Origin of the sequence: Gilvibacter sediminis (genome assembly GCF_028561565.1) — a bacterium.
Taxonomy (GTDB): Bacteria; Bacteroidota; Bacteroidia; order Flavobacteriales; family Flavobacteriaceae; genus Gilvibacter; species Gilvibacter sediminis.
In genome coordinates, this window is record NZ_JAQQTE010000004.1 from 312,385 (window position 1) to 330,558 (window position 18,174).

Annotated in this window: 14 protein-coding genes; 13 read left to right on the plus strand and 1 reads right to left on the minus strand. The window is 43.1% G+C overall.

Translation table 11 applies throughout. The features are described from left to right. Nucleotides 1–28 precede the first annotated feature (28 nt). The 13 genes from POW22_RS08705 (at nt 29) to POW22_RS08765 (ending at nt 17,234) form a co-directional block, all read left to right on the plus strand. Nucleotides 29–538: a hypothetical protein gene (locus POW22_RS08705; protein ID WP_272832264.1), complete on the plus strand. Its 510-nt coding sequence runs from the start codon at nt 29–31 to the stop codon at nt 536–538. After that, complete coding sequence (locus POW22_RS08710) at nt 531–1,319, plus strand: sensor histidine kinase (protein WP_272832265.1); 789 nt, start codon at nt 531–533, stop codon at nt 1,317–1,319. The genes POW22_RS08705 and POW22_RS08710 overlap by 8 nt, the downstream gene beginning before the upstream one ends. Next, entirely contained in the window at nt 1,309–1,983 is a 675-nt protein-coding gene (locus tag POW22_RS08715) for a response regulator transcription factor (RefSeq protein ID WP_272832266.1), read from the plus strand. Before POW22_RS08710 ends, POW22_RS08715 begins: the two co-directional genes overlap by 11 nt. 41 nt (nt 1,984–2,024) lie before the next feature. Then, a complete protein-coding gene (gene pgi, locus POW22_RS08720; protein ID WP_272832267.1) occupies nt 2,025–3,587 on the plus strand; it encodes a glucose-6-phosphate isomerase in 1,563 nt (520 codons plus the stop codon). 84 nt (nt 3,588–3,671) lie between these two features. After that, nucleotides 3,672–6,317 carry a DUF7619 domain-containing protein gene (locus tag POW22_RS08725; protein ID WP_272832268.1) on the plus strand — a complete coding sequence of 882 codons (2,646 nt, stop codon included), beginning with the start codon at nt 3,672–3,674 and terminating at the stop codon, nt 6,315–6,317. A 184-nt stretch (nt 6,318–6,501) separates the two neighbouring features. After that, complete coding sequence (locus POW22_RS08730) at nt 6,502–7,512, plus strand: hypothetical protein (protein WP_272832269.1); 1,011 nt, start codon at nt 6,502–6,504, stop codon at nt 7,510–7,512. Nucleotides 7,513–7,623: 111 nt separating this feature from the next. After that, nucleotides 7,624–9,171, plus strand: a complete 1,548-nt coding sequence (locus POW22_RS08735) for a YifB family Mg chelatase-like AAA ATPase (protein ID WP_272832270.1) — start codon at nt 7,624–7,626, stop codon at nt 9,169–9,171. A gap of 77 nt (nt 9,172–9,248) precedes the next feature. Beyond that, the gene (hisS, locus tag POW22_RS08740) at nt 9,249–10,517 is read left to right on the plus strand and encodes a histidine--tRNA ligase (protein WP_272832271.1); all 1,269 of its coding nucleotides are present in this window, start codon (nt 9,249–9,251) and stop codon (nt 10,515–10,517) included. 245 nt (nt 10,518–10,762) lie between these two features. Further along, nucleotides 10,763–13,630 carry a M16 family metallopeptidase gene (locus POW22_RS08745; protein ID WP_272832272.1) on the plus strand — a complete coding sequence of 956 codons (2,868 nt, stop codon included), beginning with the start codon at nt 10,763–10,765 and terminating at the stop codon, nt 13,628–13,630. Between the two features lie 70 nt (nt 13,631–13,700). Continuing rightward, complete coding sequence (locus POW22_RS08750; RefSeq protein WP_272832273.1) at nt 13,701–14,933, plus strand: Nramp family divalent metal transporter; 1,233 nt, start codon at nt 13,701–13,703, stop codon at nt 14,931–14,933. Continuing rightward, nucleotides 14,921–15,667, plus strand: coding sequence for a LamB/YcsF family protein (locus POW22_RS08755; RefSeq protein ID WP_272832274.1), 747 nt, complete (start codon nt 14,921–14,923; stop codon nt 15,665–15,667). The genes POW22_RS08750 and POW22_RS08755 overlap by 13 nt, the downstream gene beginning before the upstream one ends. After that, on the plus strand, nt 15,664–16,386 hold the full coding sequence (locus POW22_RS08760; protein ID WP_272832275.1) for a 5-oxoprolinase subunit B family protein: 723 nt from the start codon (nt 15,664–15,666) through the stop codon (nt 16,384–16,386). The genes POW22_RS08755 and POW22_RS08760 overlap by 4 nt, the downstream gene beginning before the upstream one ends. Next, entirely contained in the window at nt 16,383–17,234 is an 852-nt protein-coding gene (locus tag POW22_RS08765; RefSeq protein WP_272832276.1) for a 5-oxoprolinase subunit C family protein, read from the plus strand. Before POW22_RS08760 ends, POW22_RS08765 begins: the two co-directional genes overlap by 4 nt. On the opposite strand, the gene POW22_RS08770 is transcribed toward POW22_RS08765, so the two are convergent. After that, complete coding sequence (locus POW22_RS08770) at nt 17,231–18,058, minus strand: N-acetylmuramidase family protein (RefSeq protein ID WP_272832277.1); 828 nt, start codon at nt 18,056–18,058, stop codon at nt 17,231–17,233. The genes POW22_RS08765 and POW22_RS08770 overlap by 4 nt on opposite strands. Between the last annotated feature and the right edge of the window lie 116 nt (nt 18,059–18,174).

Genomic DNA, 18,174 nt, shown 5'->3' on the forward strand with positions numbered 1-18,174 from the left:
TAAGTTTTTCACCCTATACTTGATCGCCATGTCTTTGACGCAGTCAGGCATGATCCTTTTTGTGATCTTGGGGGAGCCTAATATTTTCGTATCAAGTATTTATACGGTTGTACAATTGTTATTGTTGAGCTTATTTTACGGCGAGCTGATAAAAAACCGTTTAATATACTTTTTAGCAGGAGGTCTTTTGTGCTTTATGCTGATTCAATACGCAATGGACCCGAGTTTGTTTTTTAGATACAATTCCATAGGTATTTCTCTGAGCCAGGCCTTATTGATAGGATATTCGCTTATCTATTTTTACCGATCCATCAGTGCTAAAACACCTTTTATCATAGTGAATGTCGGGGTGTTTATCTATTTGATATGCAGCACTTTGATATTTGCCAGTGGGAATCTTCAATACGAATTGTCCCGACAAGGCTATTTGCTGCTATTGAACTTGAATATTGTGTTTTATCTGCTTTTTCAGTGCTTAGTCACCTTTGAATGGTATACCAATTACCGAACGCGAAAAGCCACTAAAAAACTTGTTTGAGAATACAGAAATAATCTCTTTAATCCTCATTGCGCTCAGCTTTTTATTGCTGATGGCAATCGCTCTGGTGATCTTCTTTTTCTTATCCCGTAAAAAGATCATCAATGCCGAGTTGGAAAAAGCCAATATGGAGATCTCTTTTCAGAAGGAGATGTTACAGGCTACGATTCTTACTCAGGAAAAGGAACGCAAACGCATCGCGCAAGATCTACACGACGCTATTTCTTCCAAGCTTAATATTGTATCGCTCAACACCAATGTGCTCTTAGAAGGCGGGGTGGATGTACAACAAACCAATGAAATGCTTGGAACCATACTTCAGATCTCCAATTCCACCTTGGAAAGTTCACGCAGGATTGCGCATGATCTACTTCCTCCGGTATTACAAAAATTTGGTTTGAAGGCGGCTGTTGAAGAACTTACCAACGATTACAACAGAGCCCATGATGGACTCATCACTTTAAAAAACGACTATCAGCCAGATTCCTTAGAAGCTAAAGAGGAACTGCACCTCTTTAGGATCATTCAAGAGTTGGTCAATAATTCTTTAAAACACGGCGCGGCTACACAGATAAATATTGAACTCAAAAGCCAACCTCCGGGTTTAAACTATTCAGATAACGGAATAGGTTTTGAAAACACCGCCAGTGCCGGTAAACCGGGACTCGGCATGAAAAATATAGAAAGTCGTGTGGCGCTCTTAGGTGGGCAATCGCGCTTTGAAAGTGAAGCTGGGAACGGCATCAGATTTACCCTAAATAACCTCAGATATGGCAAATGACACAATTCGAATTGGACTCGCAGACGATGAAGAGCTCTTTAGAAAAGGCATCGCTTTCATTTTGGAAAGAGAAGAAGACTTTGAAGTGGTCTTTGAAGCGGAGAACGGACAAAAGCTGTTAGATACCCTAGCCACTATGGATGATCTGCCCGATGTGGTCCTAACCGATCTTAAAATGCCTATGGTCAATGGTATAGAAGCTACCAAGGCCGTACTCAAAAAATACCCAGCTATTAAAGTCATTGCCCTGACAAGCTACAACACGCGAGGTTTTATAGCCAATATGGTAGACATTGGGGCAGCGGCTTTCCTGGTTAAAAATTCAACTCCCAAGACCGTAAAACACACTGTTCGCGAAGTGGTCAAACGCGGCTTTTATTACAATTATCAAGTGATGCAAATTATTCAAGATGAATTACAGGGAGCCTCGAGCAGAAGCCTGAATGAGGCTGAGGAACTCACTACTCGGGAGAAGGAAATTTTACAACTGATCTGCGATCAACTCACCACCCATGAAATTGCGGAGAAGCTCTTTATTAGTCCAAGAACCGTAGAAGGACATAGAAATAACTTATTGCAAAAAACAGAGTCCAAGAACGTTGCCGGACTCGTTTTGTTTGCAATTCGTCATAATTTGGTGATTCTAGATAAGGGTCTCTACTAATTTGTCATTAAATTTGTCAGTGAAACCCAAACTGACAAAAAATGAGTTTTCCATCTGTCAATCCAACAGGCACTTCAGCCTGGAAACGTTTAAGTGAATTAAGAGCTAATGAGCAACCTCGCTTGCAAGATCTGTTTAAAGCAGATCCTGAGCGCGCAGCGCGCTACAGTATGCAATGGGAGGATTTTTATGTGGATTGTTCCAAGACCCATTTGACACAAGAAATTCACGAGGCGCTTTTGGCTTTGGCTGAGGAAGTTAAACTTGATGACGCCATTAAGGCGCAATTCTCTGGGGTTCATATCAATCAGACTGAAGATCGAGCGGTAATGCATATGGCGCTGCGCAATTTCTCTGATATGAAACCAGAAGTGGCAGAAGTACTTTCACAGATGAAGACTTTTAGCGAGGCGGTGATCTCAGGTAGCTGGAAAGGTCATACCGGTAAATCCATTACCGATGTTGTCAACATAGGAATAGGAGGGAGTGACCTCGGGCCAGATATGGTGGTAGAAGCCTTGCGCAATCAACGCAATCATTTAAACATTCATTTTGTTTCAAATGTAGAGGGCGACCACGTTGTGGAATCCTTAAAAGGCTTGGACCCAGAAACCACGCTCTTTATCATTGTATCTAAGAGTTTTACTACTCAGGAGACCTTGATGAATGCACAGACCATTCGCAAGTGGTTCTTACAACACGCAGCTGAAGATCAAATTGCCAAGCACTTTGTCGCGGTGAGCACCAATATTCCAGCCGTAAAAGACTTTGGGATTGATCCGAACAACATTTTTACCATGTGGGACTGGGTTGGCGGTCGCTTTTCTTTGTGGAGTGCCGTTGGACTCTCTATTGCTTGTGCTATTGGCTATGACCAATACGAAGAGCTTTTAAGAGGTGCTCACGCTATGGATCAGCACTTTACTCAAACGTCTTTTGAGCAGAACTTACCAGTGACCCTCGCGCTGATCTCCATTTGGTACAACAACTTCTTGGGAGCTGAGAGTGAAGCAGTGATCCCTTATACGCAGTATTTGACCAAGCTCGTTCCTTATTTACAACAGGCTATTATGGAGAGTAATGGTAAGGGAGTCGATAGAAACGGAGACGTGATCAACTATCAAACAGGAACCATTGTTTGGGGATCTACCGGAACCAATGCCCAGCATGCTTTTTTCCAATTGATTCACCAAGGAACTAAAGTGATTCCTGCAGACTTCATCGGCTTTAAGAAAGATCAACACAATCAGAAAGCGCATCAAGACGCACTTATGGCCAATTTCATTGCTCAAACTCAAGCCTTGATGACTGGAACCGATGGTCAAAGCTTAGATTCTCCATTCAAAGTATTTACTGGAGACCGTCCAACGAACACCATTCTTATAGATGAATTGAGTCCTAATTCACTGGGGAAACTCATTGCACTCTATGAGCATAAACTCTTTACACAAGGAGTGATCTGGAATATTTTCAGTTATGATCAATGGGGCGTACAGCTCGGTAAGGTGTTGGCTAAGAACACTTTGAGTGATATTGAGTCTGGCAGTGTTTCTGCTGGCCATGATGCATCTACGGCAGCCTTATTGAGAAAGTTGGGGGAGTAGTCTTTCACCTTACGCAACCTTTTTACTCTTGGTAGTCTATTAGGTATACCGGCATCTGCTGGTAGCTAATAAATGTGACTTGCCATGAAAAAAAATCTACTCCTTCTTTTTTTAGGATTGTTCTTTATTTTCCCTGCTTTAGGGCAAATAGTAGATATTCCGGATCCAATTTTTAAAAATGTTTTAGTTAATGAATTGTGTTGGGACACCGACGGCAATGGCCTTCCCGATTCTGTTGTTGACACCAGCGGTGACGGGGAAATTCAGCTTGCAGAGGCGCTTGCTGTAGACCGGCTTATCGTTAATAATCACGGAGTTGAATCTGCAGTTGGCATTAATGCCTTTGAGAATTTGGTCGAGTTGCAGTTTCCTTACAATTACTTGTCCTCCTTGGACATTTCAGCTTTAGTATTATTGGAAGAACTCGACATAACAGCGAATGAAATAACTGCAATCAATTATCCAAGTCCCAATGTGCTTAAGGATCTTGATTTTTTATGGAATGAACTGTCTAGCTTTGATTTTACGCTATTTCCTGAGCTTTTAGATGTTGATCTATCGGGCAATCCCATCTCCGATATTGATTTGAGTTCAGCGATCAATTTGACAAGAATCAGGCTTAGAGATACTTATATCACAGAAGTTGAGATTGCGGACCTCCCTAATTTGATTCGTGTGGAATTTAGCGGGAATGACAATTTAGAAAGTCTTTCTTTAACCAATCTGCCGGCCTTAACGTTTGCATCGGCAAGTTACAGTGTGCTTAGTACCTTGATCCTCGAGGAGCTTCCAATGCTCAATAATCTAAGTATTGCTGATACGCAACTGACCAGTATTGATCTCACCAACTTACCTGCGCTTTACTCGGTTTTTGCAATTGAGGGCGTTTTAGAAGAGATCAATGTTGCTGGACTCGAAAACCTCACATTTTTAAATCTGTTTACCAATAATATTTCCTCTTTGGATGTAACGGGCTTGGTATCTTTAGAAGTACTTTCCTTAGATCAAAACCCCATTGGCAGCCTAGATTTTGAAGCAATTCCAACCTTAAGGGTTCTACAAATTTCTGAAACTAATTTTACGGAGATAGACCTCAGTCTTTTTCCGGATTTATACAATTATCGGGGTGGTGGTAATGCTATAGAAGAGTTGGATTTTTCTTTAAATCCTTTGTTGAGTGATCTCGATTTAGGAAACACCTTGAGCTCGCGAGTGCTGCTTAAGAACGGCACAGCCATTACGAGCAATTTGAGCATCACTGGAGGTGCCAATTTAGCGTATATCTGTGTAGATGATTTTGAGGCTGATCAGCTTCTTGAAGCCCTAGCTGAGGGCGAAATAGTTGATGTAGTCGTCAACAGTTATTGCAGCTTTGATCCCGGCGGTGAGGTTTATGAAGTCAGCGGAGCCGCACGATTTGATCTTGAATCTGACGGGTGTACAGATTCTGATGTCTTGGTACCTTTTATGCGCTATGAGGTCAATGACGGCGCGACTGTAGGAACATTTTTTGCAGACGCCTCCGGAACTTACAGAATACCTTTAAATGAGGGAGACTATGTGGTGACCGCATCATCGGAATACCCAGATTACTTTAGTGTTGACCCATCAGGTTTGAGTTTTAGTTTTCCCGCCGCTTCAAGCCCTTTGATCCAAGATTATTGTGTGACTTCTGCTGGGGACTTCAATGATTTAGAGGTGGTGATCATTCCAATCACACAGGCGGTTCCAGGCTTTGAAAGTAGCTATACCTTACTCATAAATAACAACGGGTCCACAGCGCTGACGGGAGAAATTCAACTCAGTTTTGAAGATGATTTGATGGATTATTTCAATGCTGATGTAGCTCCATCGAGTATTGCAGATTCAAGTATTATTTGGTATTTTTCAGATATAACTCCCTTTAGTGCTACTAGTATAAACGTGACTTTCCTGCTCAATACGCCAACAGACAGTCCGCCATTAATTGGTGGAGAAATCTTGAATTTTGAAGCAGCCCTTGATTTCTCAGCAACTGATGAAACTCCAGCGGACAATACATTTGTACTTCATCAAGAAGTGGTGAATTCCTATGACCCTAACGACAAAACCGCTTTAGAAGGCGATAAGATCCTCGAGGAGCAAGTTGGGGAGTATATGCATTATTTGATTCGTTTTGAAAACTTGGGGACTGCAAATGCGACGAATGTTGTTATAACAGATACTATTGACACCTCTAAATTTCAATTGTCTACTTTGATTCCCCTACGAGGAAGTCATGAGTTTGAAACACGCGTCAATGACAATTTGGTGGAATTCATTTTTGAAGGGATTGATCTGCCCTTTGATGATGCCAATAATGACGGTTATGTTCTCTTTAAGATAAAGACACAAGAAAGTTTAGAATTGGGCGACAGCTTTAGTAATTCTGCGGCGATCTATTTTGACTTCAATCCGCCAATCATTACTAATGAAGCCATTACCACAGTGGTAAGCACTCTTGGAATTGATGAATTTGTTTTAGCTGATACGGTTCAACTCTATCCAAATCCAGTAGTCGACAGACTTGAGATTTCGGGGATTCCCTCAGCAGACATCCTAAAATTGAAGGTTTATAATTTACAAGGTATGCTGGTATTGGAATCCGAGGGTAAATCCCAAATTGAGGTCGCACCACTGCAACAAGGAGTATATTTTTTGCAGATTCAAACTGCTGATGGTCAGTTGTTTAAAAGGTTTATAAAGAAATAAAGGAAATTTTTTAAAATTCCACGCAACCTTTTAATGATTTGTGGACTATTTAATAACTCCACAGGTGCAGGCGCAAGCACCAAGAGTTAAGTTAGTCTGTTAAGATAAGAGCGACTGCCGCCCGGTAGTCGCTTTTACATTTCTTTATAGTACCTTCAGGGCAACTAACTAATTTTTTTTTGCTTTGCGCAGATTTTTACTTCTTTTTATCCTGATTGGGGTTACAGCTTCAGCTCAAGAAGCAACGGAGCAGCAAACCTCTGTTTTTGGTGATTATTACCCCATTAGCATTAAACCCACGGTGCGTTATTTGTCTAGTATGGTAGATCAAGAAGAGATTCTTTTTGATGCTAATCCGGTGGTTTATTACAGCTTTTACAACAATATGGTCAAGAACCTGCAGGATGAATCAGACAAGCGCTTTAGCAGTACATTCTATGCCAGTTTCCAGCCGCATATTCGTATGTATAATGAAAACTCAAGACCTGTCAAAACGCCTTCTTATCGCGTATTGCTTGGATTTCAGCTATTGCGCAAAACAGATGGAAACCATTTTTTAGCTGCTGCATTAGAGTCTGGGCATTATTCCAACGGCCAATCGGGTTGCGCTTTTGACATCAATTTAGACGATGAGACCTCACCCTGTGATGCTATCTACGCCATGATCACGGACCAGACCAATTTGTCCGATATTCTCAATCGGGTCAATGGAAATTTCTCCACTAATTTTACTCGGGTAAGTGGAAATTTCAGATATAACAACCTAAAAAAGAATACGCCGTATCAGGTTCACTCATTTACGGGCTGGTACGAACTTTGGCATAACAATATGTTCTTTTTGGCAGATTTAGGAGGGTATAATCCTTTGGATATTGACATCTACGGCCGTCACCGATTGGGTTTTGAATATGAATATTTACACACTTATAAAGAAACGCTTAAGTATTCGGTGGGACTCCGAATGGAAGGAATCTCCGGAGCTCACCCTAGTGTAGAACCTTTACGCGCAGAAGTATTTGGAACGTGGTATCCCTTTAAGAGCGACTTTGGTTTTTTTGTGAGTTATATCTACGGCCATGATAATTACAATTATCGCTTTGTGGATTCGGGTAATCAGATAAGCGTGGGAGTGAGTTGGGATTGGTTTACTCCGTTTCAGATCAAACGTGTAGAAAACCTGCGTTCAAAACAATAATTACACTGCTTTAAATTCATAAATCTAGAGCACATTTTACGCTAGAACTCACCGTCTTCAGGCAGAGCTTTTAGTACCTTGGCAGTGGTTATTCCTCCCAAAATCACCACTATGCTTACCAAAGTTTACGGGAGTGCCGTCTTCGGTATTGATGCAACAACCATCACCATTGAAGTTCATGTTGATAATGGAATTGGCTATCATCTTGTTGGCCTGCCTGACAACGCGATCAAGGAAAGTAATTACCGTATCGCAGCCGCCTTACTGACCAATGGTTACAAAATTCCTGGTAAAAAACTCACACTAAACATGGCTCCAGCAGACCTCCGAAAAGAAGGAGCTGCTTATGATCTTCCTTTGGCAATGGGTATCCTATTTGCTACCGAGCAGATCTCCGCGGGCGTTGACCCGGAGCAATATATAATGATGGGTGAGCTGTCACTTGATGGGGCTTTGCAGCCTATACGCGGCGCCTTGCCCATAGCACTTCAGGCTAAGGCAGAAGGGTTTGGCCATTTGATCCTGCCCACTCAAAATGCCGAAGAAGCTGCCATAGTTTCTGGAATTAAGGTCTACGGTGTGCAATCACTCCATGAAGTGATCACATTTTTCAATGAGGGAAGGCCACTGCAGGAAGTAGTCGTAGATACTAAAGCCATATTTGCACAGCAAACCCAAGACGCTCTTCTGGACTTTGCCGATATTAAAGGCCAGGAAAGTATTAAACGCTGTATGGAGATCGCGGCAGCTGGTGGGCATAATATTTTGCTGATCGGTCCTCCTGGTTCAGGGAAAACGATGATCGCCAAGCGTCTGCCATCCATATTGCCACCCATGACCTTGGATGAAGCTCTAGAAACCACTAAGATACATTCAGTGGCAGGTCGAACTAAGGAAACAAAAGGAATTTTGAGCAGCAGACCCTTTCGGAGTCCACATCACACCATTAGTGATGTTGCCTTGGTAGGAGGAGGAACTTATCCGCAACCCGGAGAGATCTCCTTGGCTCATAACGGTGTTTTGTTTTTGGATGAACTCCCTGAATTCAAACGAACGGTCCTGGAAGTGTTGCGCCAGCCCTTAGAAGATCGGGAGGTGGCTATTTCCAGAGCGCGATTCAATGTGACCTATCCTGCAAGTTTTATGATGGTTGCCAGTATGAATCCGAGTCCTGGAGGATATTTTAATGAACCCGATGCTCCTGTTGTCAATTCTCCAGCGGAGATACAACGGTATTTGGGACGCATTTCAGGGCCTCTGCTGGATCGCATGGACATGCACGTAGAAGTGAATCCAGTTGGTTTTGACAAGCTCAGTGAGACTCCACCAGGAACCTCTAGTAAGACTATTAGAACTCGAGTAGTAAAAGCCAGAGACCTGCAGCAAGAGCGGTTTAAGAATCAACCTCAGATCCACTATAATGCGCAGATGCAATCCAAGGAGATTCGCAAATATTGCCAATTGGATCAGGCTTCCAAAAAGCTGCTTAAAGACGCTATGGATCGCTTAGGGCTATCTGCTAGGGCCTATGATAGAATTCTAAAAGTATCCAGAACCATGGCAGATCTGGATGGGTCACCCAATATTCAGGAGGCTCATTTACTTGAAGCCATTCAGTACCGTAATTTGGACAGACCGGGTTGGATGGGAGGCGGCTAAAATTAGGATGCCACTAATTTTAACATCTCTAGCGCAATTGCTATTTTTGTGGCATCTTAAAAATCCATTGGGAACCCATGAAAATATTGAAGACTCCACCTCAGGGTATGCGTGAATTCACCGCCGATCAAAAGGCGATCCGAAATTATATTCAAAACCTAATTCTGGAGCACTATCAAACTTTTGGTTTTCAGCAAATTGAAACGCCCTGCGTAGAGAATATTGCATTACTTTCTAGTGGACAAGGTGGAGAGAACGAAAAGCTGATTTTCAAGATCCTTAAGCGTGGAGAAAAGTTAGCAAAGAGCACTATGGATGATCTGGCTGATCTTGGCCTGCGTTTTGACTTAACGGTTCCTTTGGCCCGTTTCTACGCCAACAATATGGGACAACTCCCCAAGGTGAATAAGTTTATTCAGATTGGAAATGTTTGGCGGGCAGAACGTCCTCAAAAAGGAAGGTACAGACAGTTCACGCAATGTGATATTGACGTAATTGGAGATTCCACCTATCTAGCAGAATTAGAGCTGATCTCAGCAACCACATCTACTTTGAAGCAGTTTGGTCTGGAAGAATTTGAAGTTAAGATCAACGACCGTCGTTTGCTTATGGCCATTGCCAATTACTGTGGATTTGACGAAGATGAAGCGGGAGAGGTATTTATCATTTTGGATAAGCTCGATAAGATCGGCTTGAAGGGAATCACGCAAGAATTTGCCGCCAGTGACCTTGATCAAGGCAAATTGGATACCTTTTTACAAGTGGTCACCTCCTTTTTAGAGCATTCTTTTGAAGATTTTATAGCGGCCAATGCGGAGCAAAATATAGTACCTCAGGAGATCATGAATGACTTGAAGTTCGTGATCGATACCGTTAACGAAGAGGCGGGTTCCGATCTTGACGTAGGTTTTGATCTTTCCTTAGTTCGTGGAATGGGCTACTATACTGGGATGATCTTTGAAGTCAAGGTCAAAGGTTACAGTTGGTCAATTGCCGGAGGAGGGCGTTATGATAAAATGATCGGTCGCTTTTTAGGCGGAAAGCAGCAGGTGCCAGCTTGTGGCTTCTCTATTGGATTTGAACGTCTCGCATTAATACTAGATGAGAGCGGGTTTGAAATCCCAGACGCCCGAAAACGCATTGCCCTACTCGGAGGAAAGGATATGGAATCCATAAAGGCGATGCGCGCCCATGCTGCCGAGTTGAGAGAAAAGGGCAACGCCGTCATCTTAGATTACAAGGCTAAAAATATGGGCAAGCAACTGGATGATTTTAAGGCAGCTGGCTACACAGCATTTGCTTTTGTAAATCCAGGGGAAGAATTGGAACTACGCGATTTAAGCTAATTTAATTCCCTCGGATTTATTAATTACGAATCTATTTTTTCTAGTTACGAGCTGATCAATTCGAACTTCTTACATGCTCTTTTGCACTTAGTATAGCATACTTTTATTTCATTAGATTCGTTTTATCTGACATAAAGCGCTTTAGACCCCGCTGTTTATGGGCTTTTTAACAGATATTTTAGAATTCTAAAAGTGCTCTGGCGAAGTGAATTACCTATCTTTAACCCACTTAAAAAAAATCAATCATGCGAAAATTAATCAAACGCAGTTTGTTGTTGATTCCTGCAGCATTGCTCGTCTTTGCAAGTTCTTGTAAAGAAGGAGGAAGTTCAGCAGATACAGCGAACAGCGATCTAACTCTTGAATTTGAGAAGTACGAATTGGAAAACGGTCTGGATGTGATCCTACATCAAGACACCAGTGATCCGATCGTTTCTATGGCCATTCAGTATGGTGTAGGATCGAATCGTGAGAAAACGGGACGTACTGGATTTGCTCACTTGTTTGAGCATATGTTATTCCAGGAGTCTGAAAACGTTGGACAAGATCAGTTCTTCAAAAAGATTCAAGACGTTGGAGGAACACTTAACGGTGGTACGTGGAAAGACGGAACCATCTACTATGAAGTTGTTCCAAAGAATGCTTTGGAAAAGATCATGTGGTTAGAAAGTGACCGTATGGGATTCTTCATCAACACGGTGACCGAATCTGCCTTTTACAATCAACAAGAAGTAGTACAGAACGAGAAGCGCCAACGCGTTGACAACAATCCTTACGGACATACCGGATGGGTTATTGACAAGAACATCTACCCAGAAGGCCACCCTTACAACTGGCAGGTGATCGGAGAGTTGGTAGACCTTCAGAACGCCACTGTGGATGACGTTCGTGAGTTCTACGACAAATACTACGGACCTAACAACGCGACTTTGGTAATTGCTGGAGACTTCGATATGGAGGCCATCAAGCCAATGATCGAGAAGTATTTTGGAGAGATCAAGAAGCGTCAGGAAGTAGCTCCTCTAGAGCCAATGCCTGTGACTTTGGCTGAGACTAAGCGTTTAATGCACGAAGATAACTTCGCTACAGCGCCTCAGTTGAACATGGTTTATCCAACACTACAACAATACACAGATGATGCTTATGCTTTGGATTTCTTAGGACAATTATTGTCTCAAGGAAAGAAAGCACCGCTTTATAAAGTATTGGTAGAAGAGAAGGAATTAACTTCTCGTACCACAGCTTTCAACAACTCTCAAGAGATCGCTGGAGCTTTCAGGATTATCATTACTGCTAATGAAGGCAAAACACTTCAAGAAGTGGAAGATGCAATCTTCGAGGCCTATGCATTGTTTGAAGAGCAAGGTGTTACCGACCGTGACATTGAGCGCATCAAGGCGAGCTTGGAGACTGACTTCTACAACCAGATCAGCAGTGTTCTTGGTAAGTCATTCAACCTAGCACAATACAACGTATTTGCTGGAGATCCTGGATTCTACAAAAAAGATCTAGAGAACATTCAGAGCGTTACCAAAGAAGACGTGATGCGTGTTTACAACAAATACATCAAAGACAAACCTTACGTATTGACCAGCTTTGTTCCTAAAGGAAAAGTTGATCTAGCAGCGAATAACTCAGAAGTTGCTCCTGTAGTAGAGGAGGAGATCAAAGAGAACGTAACTCAAGAGATCGTTGATACTGAAGAGGAGATCGCTAAGACGCCATCTGCTTTTGATCGCTCTGTTGAGCCAGCAGCTGGAGACGCTCCTGCTTTGAACATTCCAACAAGTTGGAAGACTGACTTAAGTAACGGAATGATGGTTTACGGTATTTCTCAGGATGAGATCCCGACAGTAAACTTCAGCTTGATCATTGAGGGTGGACACCTTCTAGACGATTTGAGCAAGAACGGTGTAGCCAACTTGATGAGTGACATCATGATGGAGGGTACAGCCAACAAAACACCACAAGAATTAGAAGAAGAGATCGAACTTCTTGGTGCGAGCTTGAATATGTATACAACTCGTGAGAGCATTGTGGTTCAAGGAAACACTTTGGTTAGAAACTTTGAGAAGTTGATGGCCTTGGTAGAAGAGATTCTTTTAGAGCCTCGTTGGGATGCGAACGAATTCGATCGTATCAAAACAGCGACTATCAACAGCATCAAGCGTTCTGACGCCAACCCGAATGCAGTAGCCGGACGTGTTTGGAACAAAATGCTTTACGGTGAAGGTCACCCATTTGCTTACCCAACTAGCGGTACTGAAGAGTCTGTAGAGGCTATCACTATGGATGATCTTAAGGCGTTCTATGAGAAGAACTTCTCACCATCGATCAGTCGATTCTTGATCGTTGGTAAAATTGATCAAGCCCAAACTGTAGCGGCATTGAACAGTTTAGAGTCTAACTGGGCGGCTAAGGATGTGACCATCCCAGAATTCCCAGTTGATACTTCTAGAGATAAGTCCACATTAGCTTTTGTTGATATTCCAAACGCTAAGCAGTCGGTGATCAATATTGGTTACTTGTCTATGGCACGTGACAATCCAGATTTCTATCCTGCGGAAGTAATGAACTACAAATTAGGTGGATCTTTCTCCGGAAACGTGAATTTGATTCTACGTGAAGAAAAAGGATATACTTATGGAGCGCGTTCTGGATTCAGTGGAACTAAGATCCCTGGAACCTTCAACGCGAGTTCTAGTGTAAGAACAAACACCACAGGAGAGTCTGTTCAGATCTTTAGAGATCAGATTAAGGACTACAAAAACGGTATTGCCGCTGAGGATCTAGAGTTCACTAAAAACGCTATGGTGAAGTCTAATGCGCGTCGTTTTGAAACGCAATTCTCTTTATTAGGTATGTTGTCTGAAATGAGTGCTTACGGCCTCGCTCCAGATTATATCATGCAAGAAGAGGAGATCGTTAAGAACATGACCTTAGAAGAGCACAAGGCGCTGGCCAACAAATTGTTGGACGAGGACCGTATGCTATATTTGGTTGTGGGTGATGCTGCTACACAGTTTGCTCAATTCAAAGACATGGGCTTTGATGAAGTGAAGTTGGTAGATAAAAATGCAGAAGAAGTAGAATTAGAAGACGTGAAAATGTAATTCCAATCCACATAAATAAAAAGAAGGGGTCCTTTAGAGGGCTCCTTTTTTATTTTTTACCTTTAGTGCGATGCGCACACCTTGGTATAAAAAAATTGGCCCAGCTACACTAATTGCTGCAGCTTTTATAGGCCCGGGAACTGTTACGGTTTGTACCCTTGCTGGGGTCAATTTTGGGATGAATCTATTGTGGGCGCTGCTGCTCTCCATGATCGCGACGATCATCTTGCAAGAGATGGCTGCTCGTTTGGGATTGATTACCGGTAATGGGTTAGCCGCTGCCCTGCGGGCGCAGATCGCGAACAAAACTCTGAGAAATACTGCACTGTTTTTGGTGTTTTCAGCTATTATAATAGGCAACAGCGCCTATGAAGCAGGAAACATAAGCGGTGGTGTTTTGGGCTTACGGGAATTGATACCCAATACTCAATTTTCATTGTTGGGTTATAAGTTGGAGAGTCTGGTACTGCTTATAGGGGTTGTCGCATTCTTCCTTTTGTATATTGGGCGTTACAAAATATTGGAACGCGTTTTAATGGGCTTGGTCTTGGTGATGAGCCTGTGTTTTTTGATCACTGCAGTATTGACTGCTCCGGACTTAATTCCACTGTTAAAAGGACTTTTTATTCCTTCTAGTCCTGGAGATAGTCTTTTTACCATAATCGCGCTTATAGGGACTACGGTGGTACCTTATAATTTATTTCTACATGCCGCTTTGGTCAGCGAGAAATGGTCTCAGTCAAATGACCTAAAGTGGGTCCGCCGTGATACGGTGATCGCGGTAGGTGTAGGCGGATTGGTCTCTATGGCTATTTTAGTCTGCGGAGCTGCGCTGCAAGGCATGGCGGTGAACTCTGCGGCAGATTTAGGCAAAGGCTTAGAACCCTTATTGGGTGGTTTTGCCAAATACTTCATTGCCATAGCGCTCTTTGCAGCGGGTATTACCTCTGCCATCACAGCTCCTTTAGCGGCCGCCTATGTGGCACGCGGTTGCTTTGGATGGAATGCATCCTTGAAAGACAAGCGTTTCCGTGCGGTTTGGATGGCTGTTTTGTTTATCGGGGTATTCTTTGCATTGACGGGCAGCAGCCCGATTGCCATCATTCAATTTGCTCAAGTGGCCAACGGAATTGTCTTGCCATTGATCGCGATCTTTTTACTGTGGGCAGTCAACCGCAGCGGACTCTTGGGCAAGTTCGTCAATTCAACACTACAAAACCTTTTAGGTATTGCCATAATTGGTGTCTGCCTGTTACTCAGCGGTCGTACGCTTTACAAACTTTTGTTGTCATGGATGGGCTAAAACGAACCATTGACCTCAATGCTGACGTAGGCGAAGGAGTCTCTACTGAACCACAGCTCATGCCTTTGATCAGCAGCTGTAATGTAGCTTGTGGTGGTCATTACGGGGATCGAGATACCATATTAACAACCCTTGAACGTGCCAAAAATCACAAAGTCAGGGTTGGGGCGCATCCGGGATATCCAGATAAAGCTAATTTCGGTCGTGTTGTTTTAGAGATTAGCCCAGAAGCGCTAACCGATTCGATTTGTGATCAACTCACACTTTTTATCGACTGTTGTAAGCAATTGGACATTCCAATGCATCATATCAAACCTCACGGCGCATTGTACAATCAAGCTGCCCGTGATATGAAGGTCGCGCAGGCATTTTTAAATGCATTGGAACGTTTGGCGTTAAAAGTTCCCATTTATACCCTTCCCAACGGAGTACTTCATAATATCGCAAAGGGCCAATTCAGTACTGTGTCTGAGGCTTTTGTAGATCGACGCTACCACAATGATGGCTCTTTGGTTTCTAGAAAACTCAAAGGAGCCGTAGTAGAAGACCCCGCACAAGCATGGCTACAACTTAGATCAATGATCTTTACTAGCTCATTGAATACTTGGGAAGACGAGACGCTATCAATACAAGCTGATACCTACTGCGTGCATGGTGATACTCCAGGAGCTCTTGATTTATTGCGCCATATTCACCGTCAATTTGATGCTCACAATCTAATATTGGCGTCATGAGTGATATCCGAATCCGCCCTTTCGGCAAACACACTTTATTGATCGAATGGCCGGCTGTCATCAGCCCGGATATTCATGCCGAACTTTTGGCGTATCGCAAATTGGTGAAACTTTTTTCCGATCAAATAGCAGAGACGGTAATCAGTTACAATGCCATTGCCCTTCACCTGAAACCTGCCCAATCGCCTTCAGCATTAAAAAAACAGTTAGAAGAAACCTTGAGCCTCAATGAGGTTATAGCGTTAAAACCGACTGTCTGCTGGGAATTACCGGTATGTTATAACTCAAAACTCGCATTAGATTTGGATTCTTTTTTGGAATCCAAGCAAATAAGCTTAGAAGCGCTGATAGATTTACACAGCGGTGTGGATTATCACATTTATTTCTGTGGATTCTTGCCGGGCTTTATCTATTTAGGTGGATTGAATTCGGCTTTACATCAAGCCCGTTTGGCGGTTCCAAGAACGCGCGTTCCTGCCGGTTCTGTTGGAATAGCGGGTTCTCAGACCGGGATTTATCCGCAGGAAAGCCCTGGAGGATGGAATTTAATTGGCCGATGCCCCGTGCCCATTTTCAACCCATTGAACAGTCAACGTCCAAGTCCTTTTAACGCAGGGCAACTGCTGCGCTTTGTGGCTGTTTCTTATAAGGAATACCTGGACATTGAAAAGCAGGTGGCTTCAGGGATCTATCAGCTAACCAAAAAAGAGATTCAATGATCGAGGTGCAACACGCTGGATTTCAATCAAGTCTACAGGACGCTGGACGCTTTGGATATAGAAGCTTTGGGGTTCCATGGAGTGGCCCCATGGACCATTACAATGCAGGTTTAGCTAGAGAATTGGTCAGAAACCCTCATGATGCAACTATTCTTGAATTTTACCAGAAAGGGCCAGAATTACTTTTTTCTAAAGAAGCGATCATCGCCGTGACGGGTTTACACTTTGAACTGCGCATCAATGGGGAATCTAAAGAGTTGTATCAAGCGCACTACATAAACCCAGGGGATCGTTTGCAAGTATCTACCGCCACTGCGAGCAATTTTGGCTATATCGCCATTATGGGAGGCTTTGACACTGAAACTGTTCTGGGTAGCACTTGCTATTATCCCGGGATAACCCAAAGATCACGTATCGAAAAAGGACAACAACTTTATTTTCACCAGCAAGATCTGCCGCAAGTTGCTTCGAGGTCGCGCTTGAGAAGCTTAGAGGAAATGTTTAAAGTAACTGAACTTCCAATCCTTTTGGGACCAGAATTTGAATTACTGTCCAAAGAACAACAAGAACTCCTTTGGAATTCATCGCATACATTGGGAAGAAATAATAGCAGAATGGGGTATCGCTTTGATCCGATTCAAGGGCTGCAATTGGCAGGAATTCTCACCGGGCCAGTACAAGCGGGCACCGTACAACTAACTCCAGGAGGAGAATTGATCGTCCTGATGCGTGATGCGCAGACCACAGGCGGTTACGCAAGGATCCTACAACTCTTACCGGAAACCATAAGTATCTTAGCGCAACAGTTGCCGGGAACTAAGCTCAAGTTCGTGAATCAAAGCCTTTAGAGCGTTTTATACTTTTGGTAAGCGGCTTCTAATTTAGTGTCGTATTTGTTTTCGGCAAAGCCCGGTCCGTTATAGGCACGCGCAAAGTCCGCCCAAGCACGACTTTTCAAATGACGAATCAAATTGTTCTTTTCACAGAAGATCCCAAAGGACTCTAAATGGGCTTTTTCATGAGTGTACATATGGGCTACGTAGGCATCAACACTGGGATACCCTAAAAGCTCATAATGAAACCCCATGATTTGGAACGCGCCATACGAAGCCGAACAGTAGGCAGCGTCGTGGACGGCATCAACATCACTCATTCCGGCTGCTTTCTCCAGTCTATCGTATTCCTGCTCCCCACCTTCGTAGAAGTTCTTTGTCCATGACTTATACAGGATGTTTGCTGTAAAGTCTGTCACAAAATCTTCTGGGTTAAGATCACGTTTAGCCAATTGTTTCCAGAAGATATGCCCCTCAAAAAGTATACGAGGCCTTCCGTCTATCAAAAACCCTTTTCCACTGCTCTCCACCTCATTAACCGCTTTCACTACAGGCAGTTCTAAATTGTATTTAGAGGCAAAATCAATAAGGTCCTGTTCTGATAAGAATTTGTCATTGAAGCGCGTAAAATGTTGTTGTGCGGCTATTAGTACGGACCAGGTCTTTGGACCGACGATCCCGTCAACAACAAGATTGTTATCCCGTTGAAAATCCATTACGGCCTTTTGCGTATCAAGACCAAAATATTCGGAGATCTTTACACGAAATCCTAGCGCTACCAAAATTTCTTCTAAAAAGTGTACGTCATCTCCCTGTGAGCGGTATCTGAGGGTTCTCATGGTAGATTTTTCTTTAAAAATAGGGGCAAAATCTTGAAGAGACAAGGGGATAAACCCTGTTCTTTTTGTAAGCCCTATAGGTCTGGTAGGATATTGTCTGAGGGGATTTTTCCTTT